Source organism: Psychroserpens sp. (assembly GCF_047633235.1).
Classification (GTDB): Bacteria; Bacteroidota; Bacteroidia; order Flavobacteriales; family Flavobacteriaceae; genus Psychroserpens.
Genome location: NZ_JBLIET010000018.1, coordinates 1 through 20723 on the forward strand (window position 1 = coordinate 1; position 20723 = coordinate 20723).

General features: G+C 33.2%; 21 protein-coding genes. 8 read left to right on the plus strand and 13 right to left on the minus strand.

Annotated elements, in window-relative coordinates:
- The 12 genes from ACJAZK_RS07470 to ACJAZK_RS07525 form a co-directional block, all read right to left on the minus strand.
- A partial coding sequence (locus ACJAZK_RS07470; RefSeq protein WP_415223372.1) for an aconitate hydratase occupies positions 1-1410 on the minus strand: 1410 nt, incomplete at its 3' end.
- 433 nt (positions 1411-1843) lie between these two features.
- Complete coding sequence (locus ACJAZK_RS07475) at positions 1844-2359, minus strand: DUF2480 family protein (RefSeq protein WP_415223373.1); 516 nt, start codon at positions 2357-2359, stop codon at positions 1844-1846.
- A 1-nt stretch (position 2360) separates the two neighbouring features.
- Positions 2361-2687 (minus strand): iron-sulfur cluster assembly protein, encoded by a 327-nt coding sequence (locus ACJAZK_RS07480; RefSeq protein ID WP_028872991.1) that lies wholly within the window; start codon positions 2685-2687, stop codon positions 2361-2363.
- A 4-nt stretch (positions 2688-2691) separates the two neighbouring features.
- Complete coding sequence (locus ACJAZK_RS07485) at positions 2692-3120, minus strand: SufE family protein (RefSeq protein ID WP_415223374.1); 429 nt, start codon at positions 3118-3120, stop codon at positions 2692-2694.
- 210 nt (positions 3121-3330) lie between these two features.
- Complete coding sequence (gene sufD, locus ACJAZK_RS07490) at positions 3331-4632, minus strand: Fe-S cluster assembly protein SufD (RefSeq protein ID WP_415223375.1); 1302 nt, start codon at positions 4630-4632, stop codon at positions 3331-3333.
- Positions 4633-4649: 17 nt separating this feature from the next.
- Entirely contained in the window at positions 4650-5402 is a 753-nt protein-coding gene (gene sufC, locus ACJAZK_RS07495) for a Fe-S cluster assembly ATPase SufC (RefSeq protein ID WP_415223376.1), read from the minus strand.
- A gap of 25 nt (positions 5403-5427) precedes the next feature.
- Positions 5428-6876, minus strand: a complete 1449-nt coding sequence (sufB, locus tag ACJAZK_RS07500; protein ID WP_415223377.1) for a Fe-S cluster assembly protein SufB — start codon at positions 6874-6876, stop codon at positions 5428-5430.
- 157 nt (positions 6877-7033) lie between these two features.
- A complete protein-coding gene (locus ACJAZK_RS07505; RefSeq protein ID WP_415223378.1) occupies positions 7034-7384 on the minus strand; it encodes a 4Fe-4S dicluster domain-containing protein in 351 nt (116 codons plus the stop codon).
- Positions 7385-7468: 84 nt separating this feature from the next.
- Positions 7469-7795: a HesB/IscA family protein gene (locus tag ACJAZK_RS07510; protein ID WP_415223379.1), complete on the minus strand. Its 327-nt coding sequence runs from the start codon at positions 7793-7795 to the stop codon at positions 7469-7471.
- A gap of 43 nt (positions 7796-7838) precedes the next feature.
- Positions 7839-8303: an Rrf2 family transcriptional regulator gene (locus tag ACJAZK_RS07515; RefSeq protein ID WP_415223380.1), complete on the minus strand. Its 465-nt coding sequence runs from the start codon at positions 8301-8303 to the stop codon at positions 7839-7841.
- A gap of 1662 nt (positions 8304-9965) precedes the next feature.
- Entirely contained in the window at positions 9966-10112 is a 147-nt protein-coding gene (locus tag ACJAZK_RS07520; RefSeq protein ID WP_415223381.1) for a hypothetical protein, read from the minus strand.
- 944 nt (positions 10113-11056) lie between these two features.
- Positions 11057-12913: a B12-binding domain-containing radical SAM protein gene (locus ACJAZK_RS07525; protein ID WP_415223382.1), complete on the minus strand. Its 1857-nt coding sequence runs from the start codon at positions 12911-12913 to the stop codon at positions 11057-11059.
- A 385-nt stretch (positions 12914-13298) separates the two neighbouring features.
- On the opposite strand from ACJAZK_RS07525, the gene ACJAZK_RS07530 reads away from it, so the two are divergent.
- Together ACJAZK_RS07530 and ACJAZK_RS07535 are read left to right on the plus strand one after the other, a co-directional pair.
- The gene (locus ACJAZK_RS07530) at positions 13299-13565 is read left to right on the plus strand and encodes a hypothetical protein (RefSeq protein ID WP_415223383.1); all 267 of its coding nucleotides are present in this window, start codon (positions 13299-13301) and stop codon (positions 13563-13565) included.
- A 709-nt stretch (positions 13566-14274) separates the two neighbouring features.
- Positions 14275-14625 (plus strand): hypothetical protein, encoded by a 351-nt coding sequence (locus tag ACJAZK_RS07535; protein WP_415223384.1) that lies wholly within the window; start codon positions 14275-14277, stop codon positions 14623-14625.
- 1083 nt (positions 14626-15708) lie between these two features.
- Here the strand turns inward: ACJAZK_RS07535 and ACJAZK_RS07540 are convergent.
- Positions 15709-15849: a hypothetical protein gene (locus ACJAZK_RS07540; protein ID WP_415223385.1), complete on the minus strand. Its 141-nt coding sequence runs from the start codon at positions 15847-15849 to the stop codon at positions 15709-15711.
- Positions 15850-16303: 454 nt separating this feature from the next.
- Between ACJAZK_RS07540 and ACJAZK_RS07545 the strand changes: the two genes are divergently transcribed.
- The 6 genes from ACJAZK_RS07545 (at position 16304) to ACJAZK_RS07570 (ending at position 20584) form a co-directional block, all read left to right on the plus strand.
- Positions 16304-16807: a MarR family winged helix-turn-helix transcriptional regulator gene (locus tag ACJAZK_RS07545; protein ID WP_415223386.1), complete on the plus strand. Its 504-nt coding sequence runs from the start codon at positions 16304-16306 to the stop codon at positions 16805-16807.
- A 210-nt stretch (positions 16808-17017) separates the two neighbouring features.
- Entirely contained in the window at positions 17018-17374 is a 357-nt protein-coding gene (locus tag ACJAZK_RS07550) for a hypothetical protein (protein WP_415223387.1), read from the plus strand.
- 187 nt (positions 17375-17561) lie between these two features.
- A complete protein-coding gene (locus tag ACJAZK_RS07555) occupies positions 17562-17747 on the plus strand; it encodes a hypothetical protein (protein ID WP_028872167.1) in 186 nt (61 codons plus the stop codon).
- Positions 17748-17790: 43 nt separating this feature from the next.
- Complete coding sequence (gene proC / locus ACJAZK_RS07560) at positions 17791-18606, plus strand: pyrroline-5-carboxylate reductase (protein WP_415223388.1); 816 nt, start codon at positions 17791-17793, stop codon at positions 18604-18606.
- A complete protein-coding gene (gene proB / locus ACJAZK_RS07565) occupies positions 18599-19369 on the plus strand; it encodes a glutamate 5-kinase (RefSeq protein ID WP_415223389.1) in 771 nt (256 codons plus the stop codon). Before proC ends, proB begins: the two co-directional genes overlap by 8 nt.
- 15 nt (positions 19370-19384) lie before the next feature.
- Positions 19385-20584, plus strand: a complete 1200-nt coding sequence (locus ACJAZK_RS07570; RefSeq protein ID WP_415223390.1) for a glutamate-5-semialdehyde dehydrogenase — start codon at positions 19385-19387, stop codon at positions 20582-20584.
- Positions 20585-20723: the final 139 nt, after the last annotated feature.

Genomic DNA, 20723 nt, shown 5'->3' on the forward strand with positions numbered 1-20723 from the left:
TTCCAGTTCATCTGGAAGTTCTTCAAAATCAGGAAGGGTTTTAATGTTTGGTCCCTTCACCAATTCCGGAGATATTTCACTTGGAGCAATCAACAGCTTTTTATTTATCTTGATTTGTGTTGGGGCTATCCATTTTGGATACCTAAAATTCATTACAGACTCGAGGTCTCGTGGATCTGTTATTTCCCCAGTAATCGCAGCAGCTATAGCCGTTTCTGGACTGCAGAGGTATACTTGGTCATCAAGTGTCCCCGAACGTCCTGGGAAATTACGGGGCATCGTTCGGATACTAATCGTATTGGTAGCAGGAGCTTGTCCCATACCAATACATCCCATACAACCCGATTGATGAAGACGCGCGCCAGCAGCAATCAACGGTCCAAGTGCACCCATTTCTGTTAAATTTTCTAACACTTGGCGAGAGGAAGGATTGATATCTAAAGAAACATCAGGAGAAACGACTTTACCTTTGACAATTTGAGAGGCGATCCAAAAATCACGTAATCCGGGATTTGCAGAAGAGCCAATAACAACTTGTTGTATTTTTAATCCGCTAACTTCTCTTACTGAAACAACATTTCCTGGACTGCCAGGAAGTGCAATTAAAGGCTCTAGTGTAGCTAGGTCTATTTCAATAGTAAGATCGTACGTTGCTCCCTCATCAGCTTCCAATTTTACCCACTCGTCTTCCCTTTCTTCTTGTCTAAGAAATTCACGGGTGATTTCATCTGAAGGAAACACCGATGTTGTAGCCCCTGTTTCTGTCCCCATATTAGCGATAACATGACGATCCCATGCGCTCAGAGATTTTAGACCAGGTCCAAAATATTCTAAGATATATCCACGCCCTCCTGTCACATCATACCTGCGAAGCATTTCTAAAATTACATCTTTGGCACTTACCCAGTCGGGCAACTTCCCAATGAGTTTGATACCCATCACTTTTGGCATTTTAACATAATACGGTTCACCCGCTGAAGCCATTGCTACATCCAATCCACCCGTACCGATGGCAAGCATTCCAATACCTCCTCCAGCAGGAGTATGGCTATCTGAACCCAATAGCGTTTTACCCGGTCTACCAAACCGCTCCATGTGCACTACATGGCTAATTCCGTTTCCTGATCTGCTGAACCAGTATCCAAATCGTGCCGCTGCCGACTGTAGAAATAGATGGTCATCCATATTCTTATAATCCGTTTGAAGCAGATTATGATCTACATATTGTACCGCGACCTCTGGTTTTATTTTATTTAAATTAAATGCTTCCAATTCCAGCATGACCAATGTACCTGTGGCATCTTGTAATAATACCTGATCAATTTTCAATCCGATTTCACTTCCGGGATTCATCTCACCAGAAATAAGATGAGAACTAATCAATTTTTGACTTACGTTTTGTAGTTTCATTCTTGAAAAAATTTATGCCTACACTTTTTTATTTGTGTAATTCAGCAGGTTATTACTTTCATGCTAGCCATCGCAACACGATTTATTCTGTGAATGTCCGCATCGCTAGAGGGAAAATTTTTGATCTTTTGTTTCTAAACTGTCCTCTTCTTTATGCATCCTAATACGTTCTTACACCAATAGTAGATGATTTGCTAGTCCAGTTGCGTTAACGTTTGTATTTTCCGTTTTGTAGTTTTTTTATTCAAACCATTTATTCAACTGCTATAGCTTCAGGATATTTATCTTTACATACTTTATAAACATCCATACTTCTGACAGTTATTGTTGCTTTGTAATCCAACTTTATTTTAATTATTGAACGGTTATCGATGATTATCTGTTTTGTTTACATGATACTCATATTGTATTGTTCCTATTCTTTGCGCTAAACTTAATTTTTTTTGGGCTGCTTGTATAAAGGAACCATTGAACAAGCTTCGCCATACATAATACTTTTTGCAACAGGGCGTAAAAGTCTGGTAATTTCAACATAAGCCGCTTTAGGTACAGGCAAATCGCCACAACCTTTTATAACGATACGGACACCTTTATAAGCATTGATATTTAGTTCATTTAGTATCTCATTATACAAAACTGTTTCAAGTGTTTCTAAATCACCAAACACCACTTTTTTTACAAAAGGGGCTAAGTTTGTTGCCAATAGCATATACGCCCAGGTAGGAACAATAGCATCTTCAGAACAAATAAGGGCCACGTATTTATCAGTGTATGTACTCCAGTCTTCATTCTTAACAAATTCTCTAAAGTCTTTTTCTTTCAATATTAAACCTTGATATAAGAGTCCTTTTATATCGAACAACTCACGCTCACCCGAAGGGTAAAACTCCTCAAGGTTGATGGTAATGATACCACTTTTTGCTACTCTATTAATTATTTCTTTTTCCATCTTACATAAATCCTAATTCGAGTTGCGCCTCTTCGCTCATTAAATCTTTCGACCAAGGCGGATCAAAAGTCATCTCTATTTCTGAATCTTTAACCTGATTAAGTGACTTTACTTTTTCATTGACTTCTTGAGGCAATGATTCGGCTACGGGACAATTAGGAGACGTTAGAGTCATTAATATTTTAACCTCGTAATCTTCATTTACAAACACATCGTAAATCAAACCAAGTTCGTAAATATCAACAGGTATTTCTGGATCATAAATTGTTTTCAAAACGCGAACAATTTTTTCGCCTAGTTTTTCAATATCCATAGTTTGTTCTGACATAATTTTAAGAATTTTGTGATAAATTTAAAGCAATCGCATACATTTTAATTTGTTTAATCATACTCACTAAACCATTCGCTCTAGTTGGTGATAAGTGTTCTTTTAAGCCAATATCATCAATAAATTTCAAATCAGCTTTCATGATTTCTCCTGGAGTTTGACCAGAAAATACACGAATTAGAATTGCTACAATTCCTTTCGTTATAATTGCATCGCTATCGGCTGTAAAAACAACTTTTTCGTTATACAATTCTGAGTGTAACCACACTCTGCTCTGACAGCCCTTTATTAATCTGTCATCGGTTCTGTGTTGCTTGTCAATCAATGGTAAATGATTCCCCAAATCAATCAAATGCTCATACTTGCCTTCCCAGTTGCCACCGAATAACTCAAACTCTTCAATTATTTCATTTTCAATTTCGGCTATCCTCATCTTAACATTTTAATTACTTTCTATATGCCATTACGCAGCACATCAATTTCTTCTTTCATATTGTAAAGCATCAATTACCTGTTTAGGCTGTTGCCCCACCATCCAAATACACTAGGGATTTGCTATTGACTTTTTTGGAAAGTATAGGTAAATCCTGTCGGAGTTTTTGAATATTGAGAATATTATTTTTTATGCTTGTTTCTATTTTTATTATTCAAATGTTTTGGAAATTTTTTCTTCAACATATTCGCGTAGAGCTTCTATTTTTATAGTATTAACAACTTCCGAAGCAAATGCGTGCATCAATAATTTCTTGGCATTTACTAAACCTATACCACGTGCGCGTAAATAAAATATTTTTGCTTCATCCAACTTACCTGTTGTTGACCCATGTGAACATTTTACGTCATCGGCATAAATTTCTAATTGCGGTTTTGTATTGATTGTTCCTGCTAGACTCAATAAAATATTTTTGTTTGATTGAAACGCATTTGTTTTTTGTGCATCTTTTCTTACAAATATTTTTCCATTGAAGGTTGCTGTTGATTTCCCTTCAATAATACCTTTATAAAGCTCGTTACTGTTGCAGTTTGGCTTGCGGTGATCTACCACAGTATGGTTGTCTACAACTTGATTCCCTACCGTTAAATACAATCCGTTTAAGTGCGATTCAATGTGTTCATCATCTAATACTACTGTTAAATTATTACGAACCAACGAACCACTCAACGTAAAGGTATGAGTGGAAAACACACTTTGTCTTTGTTGAATTACCTGGGTAGTATTCACTAAATACCCCAACTCCTTTTCATCCTGAATTTTATAATGATCAACAATAGCGTCCTTACCTACTACAATTTCTGTTAGCGCGTTGCTAACTGTTTTTGCCGTAGCAGAAACCGTTTCAAAGGATTCGATAATTTTTGCTTGCGCATTTTCATCTATAACGATTAAATTTCGCGGATGAATAATAGTGTTTACCGAGGTTGTTGAAATGTGAATGACATGTATCGGTTTTTCGATTATTTCGTTTTTTGCAATATGAATAAATGCACCGTCTTTAGTCATAGCTGTGTTTAACGCAATGAATGGATCTGTTTTTACATCTGCATATTGTGCATAATGTTTTTCAAAAACAGGTGAATTGCTTTTTTCTGCATCAACTAAACTACATATTGTTAAGCCTTTTGGAAGGTTCTCCACGTTTGATGATCCTTCAACAAAAACACCGTTCTCGATAACTACAACATAAGCATCTTTTAAAAATTTCAGGGGCTCAATTTGCGCATCACTACAATTTTTATTTGTAGAGAAATCAAATTCCCCTTTCAGCATCAAATCCACACGGGTATATTTATACTCTTCATGCTTTCGTGTCGGGATGCCCTGTTTGTAAAAGCTTTCCATAGCATTATCACGAAGTTGCGTACTACCAAATAAAAATAATTTAGAGTTCTCAAATTCAAAAATTAATTTATCTTTTATCGTTCTAGTCTTAATAACTGTTTCCATTTTGTTTGTTAAATAAATTAGGCTTCTACTTCCTCTTTAATAAAATCGTATCCTTTTTCTTCCAGCTCTAATGCCAATTCTTTTAATCCTGATTTTACAATTTTTCCGTTGTGTAATATGTGTACAAAATCGGGTATAATATAATCCAACAACCGTTGATAATGTGTGATAATAATAGTTGCGTTTTCTTCCGATTTTAATTTATTTACTCCGTTGGCAACAATCCGCAACGCATCAATATCAAGCCCACTATCGGTTTCATCTAGAATGGAAAGTTTGGGTTCTAGCATTGCCATCTGAAATATCTCATTTCGCTTTTTCTCACCACCGCTAAAACCTTCGTTTATAGAACGTCTAACAAGTGATCTATCTATCTCAACTAACTCTTGTTTTTCTTTCAGCATCATTAAAAAATCTTTTGCTTTTATAGGCTCTAAACCTTTGTAAGCACGAATTTCGCCAATAGCTGTTTTTAAAAAATTAATATTACTCACTCCTGGAATTTCAACAGGATATTGAAACGCAAGAAAAACCCCTTCTCTAGCTCTGTCTTCCGCCTCTAGTTCTAATAAGTTTTTACCGTTATAGATTATTTCACCTTCTGTAACGTCATATTCCGAGCGCCCTGCAAGAACAGCTGCCAATGTGCTTTTTCCCGAACCATTAGGGCCCATAATAGCGTGTACTTCTCCCACTTTTATTTCTAAATTAATTCCCTTCAGAATTTCTTTTCCGTCAATTGACGCATGTAGATTTTTTATTGATAACATTTTTTTGAATTTTGATTGTTTACTTTTATCCTACAGAACCTTCCAAAGAAACTTCCAACAGTTTTTGTGCTTCAACAGCAAATTCCATTGGCAACTGACTTAATACGTCTTTGCAATAGCCGTTTACAATTAAACCAATAGCTTTTTCATTATCGATACCTCGTTGTTTACAATAAAATAGCTGGTCTTCACCAATTTTTGAAGTTGTTGCTTCGTGCTCCACAACGGCGGTATTATTTTTTATTTCGATGTATGGAAATGTATGTGCACCGCATTGATCACCCATTAATAAACTATCACATTGCGAAAAATTACGAGCATTTTCTGCGCCTTTTGCAATACGCACTAGCCCTCTATAACTGTTGTTGCTAAATCCTGCCGAAATCCCTTTTGAGATGATCGTGCTTTTAGTATTTTTCCCGATATGGATCATTTTTGTTCCTGTATCGGCTTGTTGATAGTTATTTGTAACTGCAACAGAATAGAATTCACCTATCGAATTGTTACCTTTTAAAATAACCGATGGATATTTCCACGTAATTGCAGAACCTGTTTCTACTTGAGTCCAAGATATTTTAGCATTTTCTTCCAAACAAATACCACGTTTAGTAACAAAATTAAAAACGCCTCCCTTACCCTCTTTATCTCCAGGATACCAGTTTTGCACAGTGCTGTATTTTATTTGTGCATTTTTATGAGCCACAAGTTCAACAACGGCCGCATGCAATTGATTCTCATCACGCATTGGTGCTGTACAACCTTCCAGATAACTCACCTGCGAACCTTCTTCTGCAATAATCAAGGTACGCTCAAATTGACCGGTACCTGCCGCTTCTATTCTGAAATAGGTTGAAAGTTCCATTGGACAACGAACGCCTTTTGGAATATAACAAAACGAACCGTCGGTAAAAACAGCCGAATTCAATGCTGCAAAAAAGTTATCGCTAGAAGGAACAACAGAACTCATATATTTTTGTACTAATTCTGGATGTTCTTGAATGGCTTCCCCGAACGAACAAAAAATAATTCCTTTTTCAGCTAAGGTTTCTTTAAATGTTGTTTTTACAGAAACGCTGTCCACAATAACATCAATTGCAACTCTACTTTCTACTCCTGAAAGGCGCTCTTGTTCTAAGATTGAGATCCCAAGTTTTTGAAATGTTTTTAATAATTCAGGATCAACTTCATCGAGACTCTTTAATACTTTTTTTGGTTTTGGAGCTGAGTAATAAATGATTTCCTGAAAGTCTGGCTTCTGGTAAGAAACATGAGCCCAGTCTGGCTCCTCCATTGTTAACCAATTACGGAATGCCTCCAATCGATACACTAACATCCATTCTGGTTCATTTTTTTTAGCAGAAATAAAACGAATAATATCTTCATTCAATCCTTTCGGTGCATTGTCAGCATCAATATCGGTAACAAAACCGTATTTGTATTCCGCGCTGATTTTTTCTTCTATAACCTCATTCATATTAGTTAAGTTTTACTATGTGTTATTCATTAATAAATTTAAACCCACAATAATTATCTGGATTAATTTATTATCCCTATTATTTATTCCATACAAATCCAATACACCTCAATAAACCCAATGTTATGTATAGCACTATTTTCATCTTGTATTGGTATTACACTACATGCAGTGTGTCTTTCTTGATAACTAATTCTTCCTCACTTTCGCGCCAGTTATCATCATCCACACAACAGTCTACTGGGCAAACCGCAGCACATTGAGGTTCATCATGAAAACCAACACACTCGGTACATTTATCGGCTACGATATAATAAACATCGTCTGATATAGGTTCTTGCGGTTCATTTGCATCGACAGTTAAGCCGCTTTTTGAATTAAACATTCCTTTTATTGCTGTTCCGTCAGAAAAACGCCATTCATCTCCCCCTTCGTAGATGGCGTTATTAGGACATTCTGGTTCACAAGCGCCACAATTAATGCATTCATCTGTAATTATAATTGCCATTATTATATTTTTCTACTGTTATAAGAGCCTTCAGATTATCAGAACTTCTTAAAAAGAGTATTAACCTTACAACTTTGAACTCTTTTAAACGCCAAACGATTCTCCACAACCACAAGTACTACTTGCGTTTGGATTGACAAATACAAATCCTTTTCCGTTTAATCCTCCGACATAATCAAGCTCTGTACCTATCAAATACAAAAAGCTTTTTTTGTCAACGGCAATTTTTATTCCTTTGTCTACAAAAACCTTATCGGTTTCTGTAATAATAGTATCGAACTCGAGTTTGTAGCTAAGACCTGAACAACCACCGCCATCAACTCCGACACGAATAAATGTTCCTTCGGGACTATTTTCGTTTGTTATTAAACCTAACGCATGCCGCTTTGCGTTTTCTGAAACTGTTATCATTTTGTTTAGGTATTAGATTATTGATAATGTGTTTTTATTTTTTTTAATTGGCATTTTTTTCAAGGAAACCTTGAAAAGTAAACATAGCTTCCTTTTCGCTATTCGATAAATCTGCTAGCGTCACCTTATCTAGTAGCGTATCAATAGAAGATTGCACCATTGACCAAAGTGAACGAATAGAACAATCGATAGAATTAGTACATAGTTTTAGTACTCCCACATGATTCGCACAAAAATCTTCATCAAACAAACGTCCACCTAAAGCTTTTAAAGCATCGTTAACCGTAATATCGGCAGCAGGTCTAGCAAGTACATATCCTCCAACATGTCCTTTGGTGCTATTTATCAAACCCTCGACACGAAGTATTCGAGTTAATTTTGAAACATTGGGTCGTGACAGCCCTTCCATTTCACTAAGCTGAGGGATGCTCAAGCCAGTCTGAACCTTACACTTTGCAATACGCACCAGTATTCTTAAGCCGTACTCGTCTTGTGCTGTTATTTTCATTCTTTAAAAGTTTTGATAATAGATTTATGGTGATTAAAATAAGCTCCCATACAAATGTAAACATTATTTTCAATATATACTAAAAAGTATACATTAATATATACTAAAGAGTATATATAAGTTATTCAAAATAATCTTACCAATACAGGTATGAATAGAATAAATTTAAACACTTCATTCAACGAAACAATTCAAAATGTCAAGTCGATTTATAAAAAGTTCCAACAAGGGAACATTTAGTAGAACTAATCAATAATCCTAAAGATGCCATATTAATAACAGCAGTTTCAAGTAGCTATAAACCAATCAAAAAAAGGAGTTTTTATTCGCCTAATATTTTTGTGTTATGAGATAAAGGGAACTTGTTTCATCTGAGTAGCATATATCTAAAAAAACTAGGTTTTAACTTAAAAAAAAGAGCTCTTTAAAGACTATTATTTTCCCTAAAACAGACATATATTATGTGCGCACCTATAAACCAGTTAGAGCTATCAAAAACACTTCTTATCAACACCCTGTTTAACACCGTATTAAAAATATTTAAGGAGATCCAACACAGGTTACATTAAATTCTAAAAACATAATACCCGAAAACAAAAAACTGGAAGGTGCTACTAATTAGCAGGAACTGAATTTGAACCTGTGAACTCCTAGTATTTAGATATACTTCATTTTGATTGTCAAATCTTTTAATACAATTTCATCAATATTCAACCTATATAATATTAATCTTGTGATTAAAAAGTTAAAGTATATTAAATCGAGACCAATTCAGTGACCATTAAAAATAACATCTTTAGAGTAGCTATAAACACTAGATAGCTGAAATTCTAGTCGCTCTCTCCGACTCCACCAAAATACTGTTTATATATAAATCCGCAATCTTTTAATTTTATTCACATGTCGGGAAGCTAAAAAAAAGGAATGGTCTTATTTTAACTCCTAAGTTTTTAATTAATATTTTAAAAGCTCTCTTAATAATCCCCTTTATTTGTTAAGAAATATTTAAATGCTCAGAACCCTGAGAAGGTGTTAATTCACCTTTTAATTTAAAAAAACAATCTAGCACTAAGAAGCCTACTATTAAATGTTTTATATTTAAAGATCATTTTAAAATAAAATTCTATTCCTTTTTTTTAAAACATTGCATTCATATGTCGTACCTTAGAATAAAAATTACATAAAACGGTAAAAGATGAAACAATTTATTTTAAAGTGGTATCCAATTATTTTAGCATTTCTTTGCTTGTTATACTCAGTAGGATATGGTATATTAGGAATGACGGAAGAAGCTCAATATTCGGCTCATTGGCCAGGTACAATATTATTATTTGCAATTGCAATTAGACAAAGAAGGACATCATGAATATAGGATTTTTTTTAATAGGAGGTATAATATTTTCGATATATATAGGACTCACATTTTATAATATTTTCTACTCAAACAAGAAACAAAGAGAAGAAAATTATCCGAATTTGAAAAAAAATTTTGATCCACTCTCGTCATTAGAACCTGAAAATAAAAATAAGCCATCTAAATAATATTTAGCTATTCCCTAGTGCTTCTTTTTATAACATTTAATTTGTTATTCTTAGAATAACAAAATTTTAATATCTCAATAAAAACCGCTCAATAGAGCGGTTTTTATAGCATGATGTAGCCTAATCTCCACTAAGATTTTTATTATACACCCAGATTTCATCCCATCGGTTAGTAAATGTATCCTCTAAGGTCTCTATAAAATTATCCCATAAATTTTCACCAAACAACTTTTCATAAGACTCTTTAAAATTTCTATCTTCATCCATTTCTGCTCAATTTTTCAGAAAGCTTACAGTCGCAACGTGTCTACCTAAATCCCCTTGCAAAAAACTATTATAGTATAAACCCCACGGGTTTTCACCATCCATTGATTTGATGGTTTCACTCACTTGGACCTCAACTAATATTATAACCTGTAGCTCAATACTAGCATTTAAGATAAACATCAGACTTAAAGAGCTTCAATCTAACCGATAATCAGGTATTTAACAAATTTTAATAAACGAAAACACATAATTCAAACACCAAGAGCGAAGTTGCGAAATCGATTTAGAGTATACTTTTAAGAATTTAATCTATAGGATATATAGGGGATAATTTAATTATCTACGACTCCCTAATTACCCCTCGTATATCCTATAAATTAAAAGGTTAGTTTTTTTTGGTTGATACTCCATATTGCTTACAGCAAATTCTAAAGCTTCTTAAGGTACATACTCCTATTTTCTAAAACAAAAGTCTTTAAAAATTTGTTAGATTTAGAAACATATATACAGATAATTATGTATCTCCAATTGTTGTGTGCCATATCGGAAAAGAAAAAAAGCTTAATCTTCCTCTTTTTTCTACTTAAAATGAAATTTGTGGTTTACACGTTCCATTTGTTAACAAAAGTCAAGGTAGAACCTTCACCGATAGAAATAAGTTAAATACAATTCTAATAAGCATAATAAGCTGAAAACTCAATGTTTATTTCTTCCTCGAGAAAGAAAATAACTGAATAAATACTGCAGCTTATAGTCAACTGGTCGTTTTGTTTGTAATCGTAAAAAAGAAACAGAGCTCCCGCCTCTAACCCGTTTTCTTTTATCAGCTTAGTTAACAGCCAACGCAACTAAACAGACACCAAATATTCACATTTGTGCATTACGTTAAAAACACATCGTTAAAAAAGTGAAAGAGACCTAATAGACACTCTTTAGGTTTTAATTTAGGATAAAAAACTTTTGATTAAGTCCTCCGGATGACTAGTTGAAAGGACTGGAAAGTCAAACCAATTTTTTAGCTCCTCTTTGAATCCTGTTCCATTTAAATAGTTGTTTAATGCAAGGTTTAAACCTTTAGTATATTTGGGGTGATCAGCTCCTTGAGGATCTTTATGATACAAATCGTTTTGAGCAAAACCTTCAAACACTGGCCCCGTTATTTCTATACCAAATTCTTGAGGATTCTTACCAATTGGACTATGAATAGTAGTCGTGAATAGATGCCAAAAAGCAGACTGAATACAATTTCCTTCAAATAATTGCTTCACAACTTCTAGTGAGTCGATAGTTTCTTGCTCGGTTTGGGTAGGAAATCCATACATAAGATAGGCATGAACCATAATATTGTTTTTAGAAAAATTATGAGTAACTCTTGCTACTTGCGCTATATCAACTCCCTTTTTCATCTTAGTCAACAATCTATCTGAGGCCACTTCCAAGCCACCAGTAACAGCAATACATCCCGATTTTGCCATTAACTGACATAATTCAAAGTCAAATGTTTTTTCAAATCGAATGTTTGTCCACCACGTGATGTTTACATGTCGCTCCATCAATTTATTTGATAAAGCTCTTAACATTTTAGGTGGAGCAGCTTCATCAACAAAATGAAAACCAGTAATACCTGTATCTTTAATTATTTTCTCAATTTTATTCACCAAGTCTTCAGCAGTTGTGTTTTGGTAATTACCTATATAATCCAAACTTACATCACAAAACGAGCATTGTTTCCAATAACATCCATGAGAAATAGTCAATTTATTCCATCGCGCGTCTGTCCACATGCGATGCATTGGATTTACCACATCCAAAAAGGACACATATTTATCAAAAGGTAATCCAGAATAATTTGGTGCAGGCAAGTTTCTATGATGAAAAATTGTGTTTGGAATTTTATTCTTATAACTGACTTGATTGTTTTCTAGTACAAAGGTTCTTTCGAGTTCATTTATGTTAGCGGTACCTCCAAGATAATTAACTATTTTTAGTAACGGCCCTTCCCCATCGTCCAAAGATATAAAATCAATAAATTCAAAAATTCTAGGATCTTTAAGTGACCGCAATTCTGTGTTACAATACCCTCCTCCAAATGCAATATAAATATCAGGAAAAAACTGTTTAATAAATTGAGAACAACGCAATGCTGCAAACAAATTTCCAGGAAAAGGAATCGTAAAGCAAACTAAATCAGGAGTATATTTTTGAATTTTCTCTTCTAAGATGTTCATCATTTCATCTTCGATGAGTGTCGGTTGATAACTCAATAATTCATCTAATTGATGAAAACTACTGGCTGAGGTGGCAATTTGCTCTGCATATTTAGTAAAAGCAAAAAACTCATCTACATTCGCCTGAATAAAATCACCTATTTCTTCTATAAAAAGTGTTGCGAAATGCTTTGCTTTATCTATAACTCCTATTTCCCCAGCTTCCCATTTAATTTCAGTATTAACATGAAGTAACCTGTGTCCTAAAGGTAAAAAATGAGCTTCCAAAATTTTATTTGCAGTTTTAATATCCTGCTTTTGAAGAAAGCCTATAACCACATCAACTCTTGAAATATAATACTCTTTCATTTTACTAACCTCAGGATAATAGTAATTATCCAAATCTTCTGCTTCCTTAAAAACAGCACGCAGAAAATCACTTGTAAAAATGGAAGCAAATAACTCAATACTTAAATCACAATGTGAAAAAGATATGTCGTATCCTTCTAGAAACCCTTTAAGGTAAGCAGAAGCCGGATAAGCTGTGTTTAACTGGGTAAACGGAGGTGTGATAAAAAGAATTGTAGGTTGCATAATGCAAAGATAGAATTCTCTACAACGAACTTCATTGAATTTATGCTCTTTTATAAATTCAATGACATAATTAGCTTCATATAAACACATATAAATTATTAAGTTACTTAATTACAGGTGCTTATGTGTAATATTACAAAGCCTAATGGTTGAGGCAGCGCAGAAACCACACATGACATTACCAAATCAAAGATGGGTACAGTTTTGTCAGCTTCAGATAAAAACACGTTAGTGAATAACAGACATAATTAATAGCCAATTCTTTACGTACTCGGAAACTCCACAGATTTTCTCATGGTTCGTTTTCTTTTACTATTTTAGTTGCTAACCAACACAATTAATCATGTACAAAACAATTTATTCCATTTGGACCAACAACTAACCAATGATAAATATCTTTAAAAAAATTCGCAAAAATATGCTGACTGAAAATAAATTCAGTAAATATCTGATTTACGCTATTGGAGAGATTACGTTTGTTATCATTGGAATTTTAATGGCTTTGGCTATTAATGACTGGAAAAGCGAACAAAGAATACATTCAGAAGAAACAGCAACCTTACAAAAGCTAATTCAAGACTTAAATAGCGATAACAAACGTTATTTGAGTAATATTGAATTTTACACTGGATTTAGGGACTATTTAAAATAGTGCTAAAGACATTATATTCAAAGAAGCATTATCTGATGATGAGATAAAAGAAGTTATGTTTTTTTTTACGGTGCAACGCACAAAAATTTAAATCCGCGAACTACAACCTACGATGAAATGCTTAATTCTGGTAGAATATATAATTTATCTAATGAGGACCTGGTTAATAATATCCTGGCATATTATCAATTCCTTGATGAAAGCACTTACCAAAACAAGGAACAGAGAAAAGAGTTTAGAGCATTATTTTACGGTTATGATTTTACTAATTTTTGGTTTTGGAGAAGTAAAAAAAACCTTTTCCTTATGCAAAAGCCTTTTTTAGCAATAATGATTCCCCTGCATACAGAAAATTAAAACAAAGTTCAGGATGGAGTTTGTCGATTAATAACGATTTGTTGAACAATAACACTGAATTATTAAAATCAAACAATGAATTAATTGAATTTATTCGTATCGAAATAAAAAATAATGAAAGACTAACACACTATATAATGTAGTGCTAGTGCTAGTTCTCGTTTATAAATGAAAATTCTTATAGATTTTACACCCGTGATTTATTCACTAATTTTAGTACATAAATCAATCAAAAGACTTAAAAAAAACATTGGTAATCATTGAAAAAAGAAATGAAAATATATGATAAAATTCTTTCAAATATTCTGAATAACCCGTGCTTTAATTTTAACCAAACTCTAAACCTTTACTTATGAAAAACGTTACATTAATAGTTGATCTATTTCTTACTGGTTTTTATTCCTGCAACCAAAATCCAGAAAATTCTGAATCGAAGCAAACAATGACTAAGGTAGAAACAACTGTCTCAAAAAAAGAGAACGCCATCAACCAAGCTGTGAAGGATGCCTATGCTTTAATTTCTTTCGAAAAAGGAACAACACTAGATCATGAAGCCTTGAGAGCTATCTTCACCAATGATGCCACGACTTACAACTTTCGTGGTGATAGCTTGGTATTCTCAAACATAGATGACTTTATTTCAGGATTCAAAGGCGCTATTAATAACGGCGAAATGACAGCTTTCAATGAAGTAAAATTGTGAGGGAAAACTGAATATTTCGGTAACATTGGGCATCGCATTAGCGCCTATGCTTCTTACTTTGATGGCGCCGAAAAGATTGGAGAAAAGGGAGTTAGCAGCCTTCAAGTAGTGAAAGTAGATGGTGGATGGTTAATTAACTCCATTATATGGGATGTTAAAAAAACGGGGCAATCTATTCCGGTCACCTATCTCACTAAGAAGTACTGACATTAAAAAGGATGGTAATAGCTAATTAAAAATAACTTTTTTAAAAGTTTTAATACTAGTAATAGAAACCACCAACAACCAAAACCGTATAAAATTTATTGCCGGTATTAACCTTAACCAAATTGAGTATGTATGAACTAGCTTTCGATTTTTTCTTTGGAAAATTTTCGCATGAAAACACGCTACTTTCCGTAGTTCAAACATTAGCAATTTCACAGTACATAAAAGAATTACTTTGCTCCAATGTTTAGCTAAATGACAAGGACAAAAAAATAGAATCTTTTAAAACATTGCAAAGGCGCAGGTCAGAATTCACCATCTAAAAGCACTGATATTGACCTTTTAAATATTAAAGAATAATTTTAAATAGCCAAAACTATTGTAAAATATGGACACAAATTTTAATTAAAAAAAAACATTTATTCAAGATTAACAGAGTTCTAAGTCGGGCGCATTTCTAAAATTTAAATGATAGGGCGAAAGCGTCCTTAAGACAATAATTTTAAACTGCCAAAATACAGATCCTTGTTTTTTTCTATTTAGTCCTTTAATTAAACCAATACTTAGAGTCTGGGCGCAGGTCTGTCTATGTATAACATACCTAGACATACTAATCTCAACGGAAATTAATATTTTCATTTTAGACACTAAAGAACTGGATAATACGTCCATTTACTTTTTTAATACATCCTCATTCTAAGACATAATAATCAATGCTATTTAATTTCAATAAATAAACTTAAAAACGGAATGACTAGATTAATCATTTTAACGCTGTGATATTTTATTCCCTTTCTGCCCTAATATTCATAAATTATCTTTTAAGATTTAATAATCAGTATGAAATTGTCCATTAAAATGATCTCATTTTTGCTTTTAAATAAAAGGATAATGCAAAGCCAATTTTAAACGATGATCTACTAAACCTATTTCTTCAAAGGTTTTTCCTAATTCTATACGTTGAATTTCTGGATAACAGTAGTGATATGTAACAATAAGGAACTTTATGCTACTCACTCCAATCCTTTTATCATCCCGTATCTAATACAAGTTTCTCACATATTTCACGACCTTTTTTTATGATGAAATGATTTTTTTCCACTTTTAATAAATGCAATATAATAATAGTGACCAATGAAATGTAGTCTTCATAAAAATCTTCTAAACTATGTGATAGTATTTGTTAGCAACAAATTGCGCTGATAATCCTAATTAATTATCAAAGAACACAAAAATTTCAATGAATTTTAATTAAACGAAAAACCAATCTAAAGGTATTTTGAAAACGCTTATCTCCAAATAATGCTTATCTAAATAAAAAAACAATCATAATTAGCTACACTCACAGATTAAAAGTTTATCCCCACTCTTATATAGTTTCTACAGAAAATGTTATAGTTTTACAAGTGAATGAAACCATTTATATGATTTAAATAGCTTTATTTGGGGCTAACTAAAAAACAGGTACACTGTGAAATACATTGAAATTCTTATAAAATTACGTAAAATTATTCGCTCTATAAATCTGGAAAGCAAAAAAATAGAGAAAGAATTGGGAATTAGCATCCCCCAACTTTTAGTTCTTCAATATTTATCTGATCAAAAAGACTACAGAGCTTTTGCCAAAGATATTAAAGAATACATCAATCTAAATGCTAGTACCATTTCTGGTATTATTTCAAGGCTAGAAAGCAAAGCTTTAGTAGCTAAGTCAACAAAACCAGATGATAAGAGAGCGACATATATTCTTTTAACCGCCAAAGGCGCTGAATTACTTTATAAATATCCACCTACGCTTCAAGAGAAACTTTCACAAAGGTTAAAAAATCTAACCCCTAATCAAATAGAGGAATTAGATCGAAATATAGATCTATTAACTGTCATAATGGATGTCAAAGATACGGATGCAGCACCATTACTTACTATAAAAGATTTAACGGAGCTTACTACAAATGATAGAACAAGCCAACCTTAATAATTTAGATTGGCCAAATTTAAAGTCATGAAGAAAACGGTTGATTTTCAAAGAAATCAAATCAACATAAACCACTGATTCATAAATAGTTAAATAAATAGTTTTAATATTAAAAACTTTAAATAGTTTCTATACGAACTATATTTTGTATATTTGTAATAATTCCTTTCGAAACTGAGGTTTTAAGTATAGTTTCACTAAAACAAATATATGAAGGAAGATAACTATTTAGAAAAGGCAGTCGTGTGGGCCGAAAAAAACACTACAATCTCATTAAAATCGATTTCAGAGGGATACGAAAATCCTCAGATATTTACAAGTAGAACAACTCAGGAAGAAATTCAACCTGATTTATCCTTCGTTACTTATGGAGGAATTAAACATTATTCAGTATTAGCTTTAAAAAATGAGAATTCAAAAAAAACAGTTGCAAAATGGAAAATGCTAAGTTTTCTTGCATCTATGGAAAGAGGAAATCTACATTTATTGGTACCCAACGGTCATAAAGAATACACTGAAAAATTAGTTAAAAACAACGATATTAAAGCAGTAATTCACATGCTCTAGCTGCGAGAGGAGATAGATTAATCCAAAAAAGTCTACCAAAAGCCAGAAACTAACAGAAAATGCAGCAAAAGAGCAATATATCACAAGATATAAAGCGCTTTAGCAGCATTCTTTATGTGCGGCCTTAAACCAAACCACTAACACCTCAGAAAACACCGCATTTATTAACCACATAAAAAATTAATTTATGAAGATTATAGATATTAAAAGAGAGACTAAAACTGAGAAACGATACAGCAAAAAAATGGGAGAACTTACAGCTAAAGTCACCTACATAAAAAAACGCTTTTTAGGATTACCTATTAAAACGCTACATAAATATAGAGAAACCTATTACGGCAAAATGAAAAATTGTGATGATTGTATCATCTAAAACAACGAACTATTTTATTTAATTAATAAACTTATAATATTTAATGAAAATACTAGTAATTGGAGCAGGTAACATGGGTCTAACCTATGCAGAAGGAATGTCTAAATCAAAACTGCTCAAGAAGAAAAACATAATGATTTTAGACAAATCTGAAGAAAAATTAAAAGAGCTTCATCAAATTTCGCATTTTGATGCTTTTGAGGAACTGGAAGATTGTGTGCCAAAAGCGGATATCATTTTTGTTGCTGTGAAGCCTCACCACGCAGAAGGTCTCTTCAAACAAATCAAGCCTATGGTCACGACAGACCAAATTCTAATTTCCATTATGGCAGGAGTTACTTTAGACGCAATAAAGGAATTTTCTGGGGTACAAAAAGTTGTACGTGCGATGCCAAATTTACCAGCAAAAGTAGGACTTGGATTAACCTCCTATGTAGCTTCTCCAGAAGTCTCAAGAATAGAATTATTAACTGTAGAAAGTCTTTTAAATACAACCGGAAAGTCTATCCTAGTTGATAGTGAAAGCTTAATCGATGCTTCCACAGGAATTTCTGGTAGTGGACCTGCATATGTATTTTACTTTATGCAGAGTATGATGGAAGCTGGATTACAAATGGGCTTTTCAAAGAATGATTCTAAAGTATTAGTTAGTCAAACCTTTACAGGCGCCATAGAACTTTTTAATCAGTCTAATTTATCTCCTAATTCTTGGATGGAGAAAGTGTCTTCTAAAGGAGGAACTACGCAAGCAGCTCTCGATTCGATGGATGACAATAACGTAAATGAATTAATAAAAGAAGCTGCATTCGCTGCATTTAGTCGTGCTGTTGAATTAGGTAAAGAAAACAAATATGTATAAAGAAATAATTGTCATCAAGGTTGGAACAAATGTTATGACCAATAAAGACAATAGAATAGTAAGACCAGTGCTGAGAAGATTGGTTAAACAAATTGCAGAACTTTATGAACGTGATATTATTACGCTCTTGGTGTCCTCCGGATCTGTAATTGCAGGAAAAGAGGTTTTAGGAAAATCTAAAATAAAAGATAAAACTAAGAAAAGGCAAGTATACTCTGCTATAGGCCAACCTCGAATGATGAGTTTTTATTATAGTATTTTTCAAGATTATGGGATGAAATGTGCCCAAGTTCTTCCTACTAAACGAGATTTTAGTCCAGGTATACATCGAGAAAATATGATTAATTGCTGTGAGGGATTACTTTCAGAAGGAGTGATTCCTATTGCAAATGAAGATGATGCTGTATCAGTAAGCATGTCTATGTTTTCAGATAATGATGAATTAGCTAGTTTACTCGCAAAGCTAATCAATGCTGACAGACTTATTATTCTTACTGATATTGATGGTTTATATAGTGGTCATCCAGACGCAGATAACAGTAATCTAATTAAAAATGTAGACCCAAGAGAAGACCTTGATAAATACATAGAAGATACTGATAAATCTGAAGGAGAAGGTCGTGGTGGAATGGGGTCTAAACTAAATTACGCCCAAGAGACCGCGTTTCATAGCATTCCAACATTTATTGCCAATGGAAAGAGAGATAATACAATCATTGACATTATAGATGGAAAAAGTGTGGGGACAAAAGTGTCCCTTTAATTAAAATAGTTTTAAATGAAATTAATAGCAACAGAAATAAAAAATAACGTCTTGGAAAGCATGGAACGCATCTTAGACGAAAATAGGATGGCATTACTTGATGCTAATAAAAAGGACCTTGATGCTTTTAACAAAGATGATCAGGCCATGTATGACCGCTTGCTTATCAATGATGAAAAAATCGATGGTATGATAAAAGCTATCATGGAGGTCCGTTCACAAGACGATCCAGTAAACAGAGTCATTACCAACAAAACGCTAGAAAACGGTTTGCAAGTAGTGAATAAAACAGCACCTTTTGGCACGATAATGATTATTTATGAATCTCGACCAGATGTGACTGTAGAAGCCGCAGTACTTGCTTTTAAAGCCAATAGTAAAATCTTACTTAAAGGAGGAAAAGAAGCCGTAACTAGCAATAAAATTCTTGTTGATTTTTGGCATAAAGCACTAATAAAAAACGGGTTAAGCACAGAATATATCCAATTATTGACAATGGATAGAACAGAGACACAACAGTTTCTAAAAAACCCAAAAGAGCCTTTAGATCTAATTGTCCCTAGAGGAGGAGAAAAATTAATCTCTTTTGTAAAAGAACACGCAAAATGTGCTGTTCTAATAAGTGGTCGAGGTAATAATTTTTTATATGTTGATGAAAATGCTAATTGGGAACAAAGTATTGAGGTTATTCTTAATGCCAAAACAAGTAAAATATCGGGCTGTAATGCTCTAGATAAAATTTTGATTAACAATAATCTTCCAAATTATCGTAATAAAATGATTGATTTGAAGAATATTTTAAAAAATAATGGTGTATCTATAATGGTAGATTCAGATGTTAAAAATATTTTAAAAGAGGAAGAGCTTATAACGGATGAAACGATTTGGAAAAAAGAGTTTTTGGCGATGAAGTGTTGTATTGGATCAGTAGGCTCTAAAGAAGAGGCTATTGAAAAAATAAATACAAATTCTGGCGGTCACTCATCCACTATAATGACAACAAGTAATGACACGGCGTCCCTTTTTATGGAGCAAGTGGATTGTGCGGCTGTATATCAAAATGCATCCACCAGATTTACCGACGGTGGTCAAATGGGAGTAGGTGCAGAACTTGCAATTAGTACAGGTAAATTACATCATAGAGGCCCGTTAGGTCTTAACGAACTGGTTACCAATAAATATTACGTATACGGAGAAGGACATATTCGCGATTAAAGGATATCCTAAACTGCAATCGTATTTCAAACTCATAGTTCCTAAAAAGCTCATTCATTTTCACAACAGTAAACAATAATTATTAACTGTAATTAATTGTTTATTTGACAAAGAACAAATTATCTATAAAGTATTAAGA

What these genes read in the sequence shown, in the direction of transcription:
- ACJAZK_RS07475 (WP_415223373.1), bottom strand. Translation starts at nt 2,359, where the DNA reads ATGGAAAAAGAAATAATTAATAGAGTAGCAAAAAGTGGTATCATTACC.
- ACJAZK_RS07480 (WP_028872991.1), bottom strand. Translation starts at nt 2,687, where the DNA reads ATGTCAGAACAAACTATGGATATTGAAAAACTAGGCGAAAAAATTGTT.
- ACJAZK_RS07485 (WP_415223374.1), bottom strand. Translation starts at nt 3,120, where the DNA reads ATGAGGATAGCCGAAATTGAAAATGAAATAATTGAAGAGTTTGAGTTA.
- sufD (WP_415223375.1), bottom strand. Translation starts at nt 4,632, where the DNA reads ATGGAAACAGTTATTAAGACTAGAACGATAAAAGATAAATTAATTTTT.
- sufC (WP_415223376.1), bottom strand. Translation starts at nt 5,402, where the DNA reads ATGTTATCAATAAAAAATCTACATGCGTCAATTGACGGAAAAGAAATT.
- sufB (WP_415223377.1), bottom strand. Translation starts at nt 6,876, where the DNA reads ATGAATGAGGTTATAGAAGAAAAAATCAGCGCGGAATACAAATACGGT.
- ACJAZK_RS07505 (WP_415223378.1), bottom strand. Translation starts at nt 7,384, where the DNA reads ATGGCAATTATAATTACAGATGAATGCATTAATTGTGGCGCTTGTGAA.
- ACJAZK_RS07510 (WP_415223379.1), bottom strand. Translation starts at nt 7,795, where the DNA reads ATGATAACAGTTTCAGAAAACGCAAAGCGGCATGCGTTAGGTTTAATA.
- ACJAZK_RS07515 (WP_415223380.1), bottom strand. Translation starts at nt 8,303, where the DNA reads ATGAAAATAACAGCACAAGACGAGTACGGCTTAAGAATACTGGTGCGT.
- ACJAZK_RS07520 (WP_415223381.1), bottom strand. Translation starts at nt 10,112, where the DNA reads ATGGATGAAGATAGAAATTTTAAAGAGTCTTATGAAAAGTTGTTTGGT.
- ACJAZK_RS07525 (WP_415223382.1), bottom strand. Translation starts at nt 12,913, where the DNA reads ATGCAACCTACAATTCTTTTTATCACACCTCCGTTTACCCAGTTAAAC.
- ACJAZK_RS07530 (WP_415223383.1), top strand. Translation starts at nt 13,299, where the DNA reads ATGATAAATATCTTTAAAAAAATTCGCAAAAATATGCTGACTGAAAAT.
- ACJAZK_RS07535 (WP_415223384.1), top strand. Translation starts at nt 14,275, where the DNA reads ATGAAAAACGTTACATTAATAGTTGATCTATTTCTTACTGGTTTTTAT.
- ACJAZK_RS07550 (WP_415223387.1), top strand. Translation starts at nt 17,018, where the DNA reads ATGAAGGAAGATAACTATTTAGAAAAGGCAGTCGTGTGGGCCGAAAAA.
- ACJAZK_RS07555 (WP_028872167.1), top strand. Translation starts at nt 17,562, where the DNA reads ATGAAGATTATAGATATTAAAAGAGAGACTAAAACTGAGAAACGATAC.
- proC (WP_415223388.1), top strand. Translation starts at nt 17,791, where the DNA reads ATGAAAATACTAGTAATTGGAGCAGGTAACATGGGTCTAACCTATGCA.
- proB (WP_415223389.1), top strand. Translation starts at nt 18,599, where the DNA reads ATGTATAAAGAAATAATTGTCATCAAGGTTGGAACAAATGTTATGACC.
- ACJAZK_RS07570 (WP_415223390.1), top strand. Translation starts at nt 19,385, where the DNA reads ATGAAATTAATAGCAACAGAAATAAAAAATAACGTCTTGGAAAGCATG.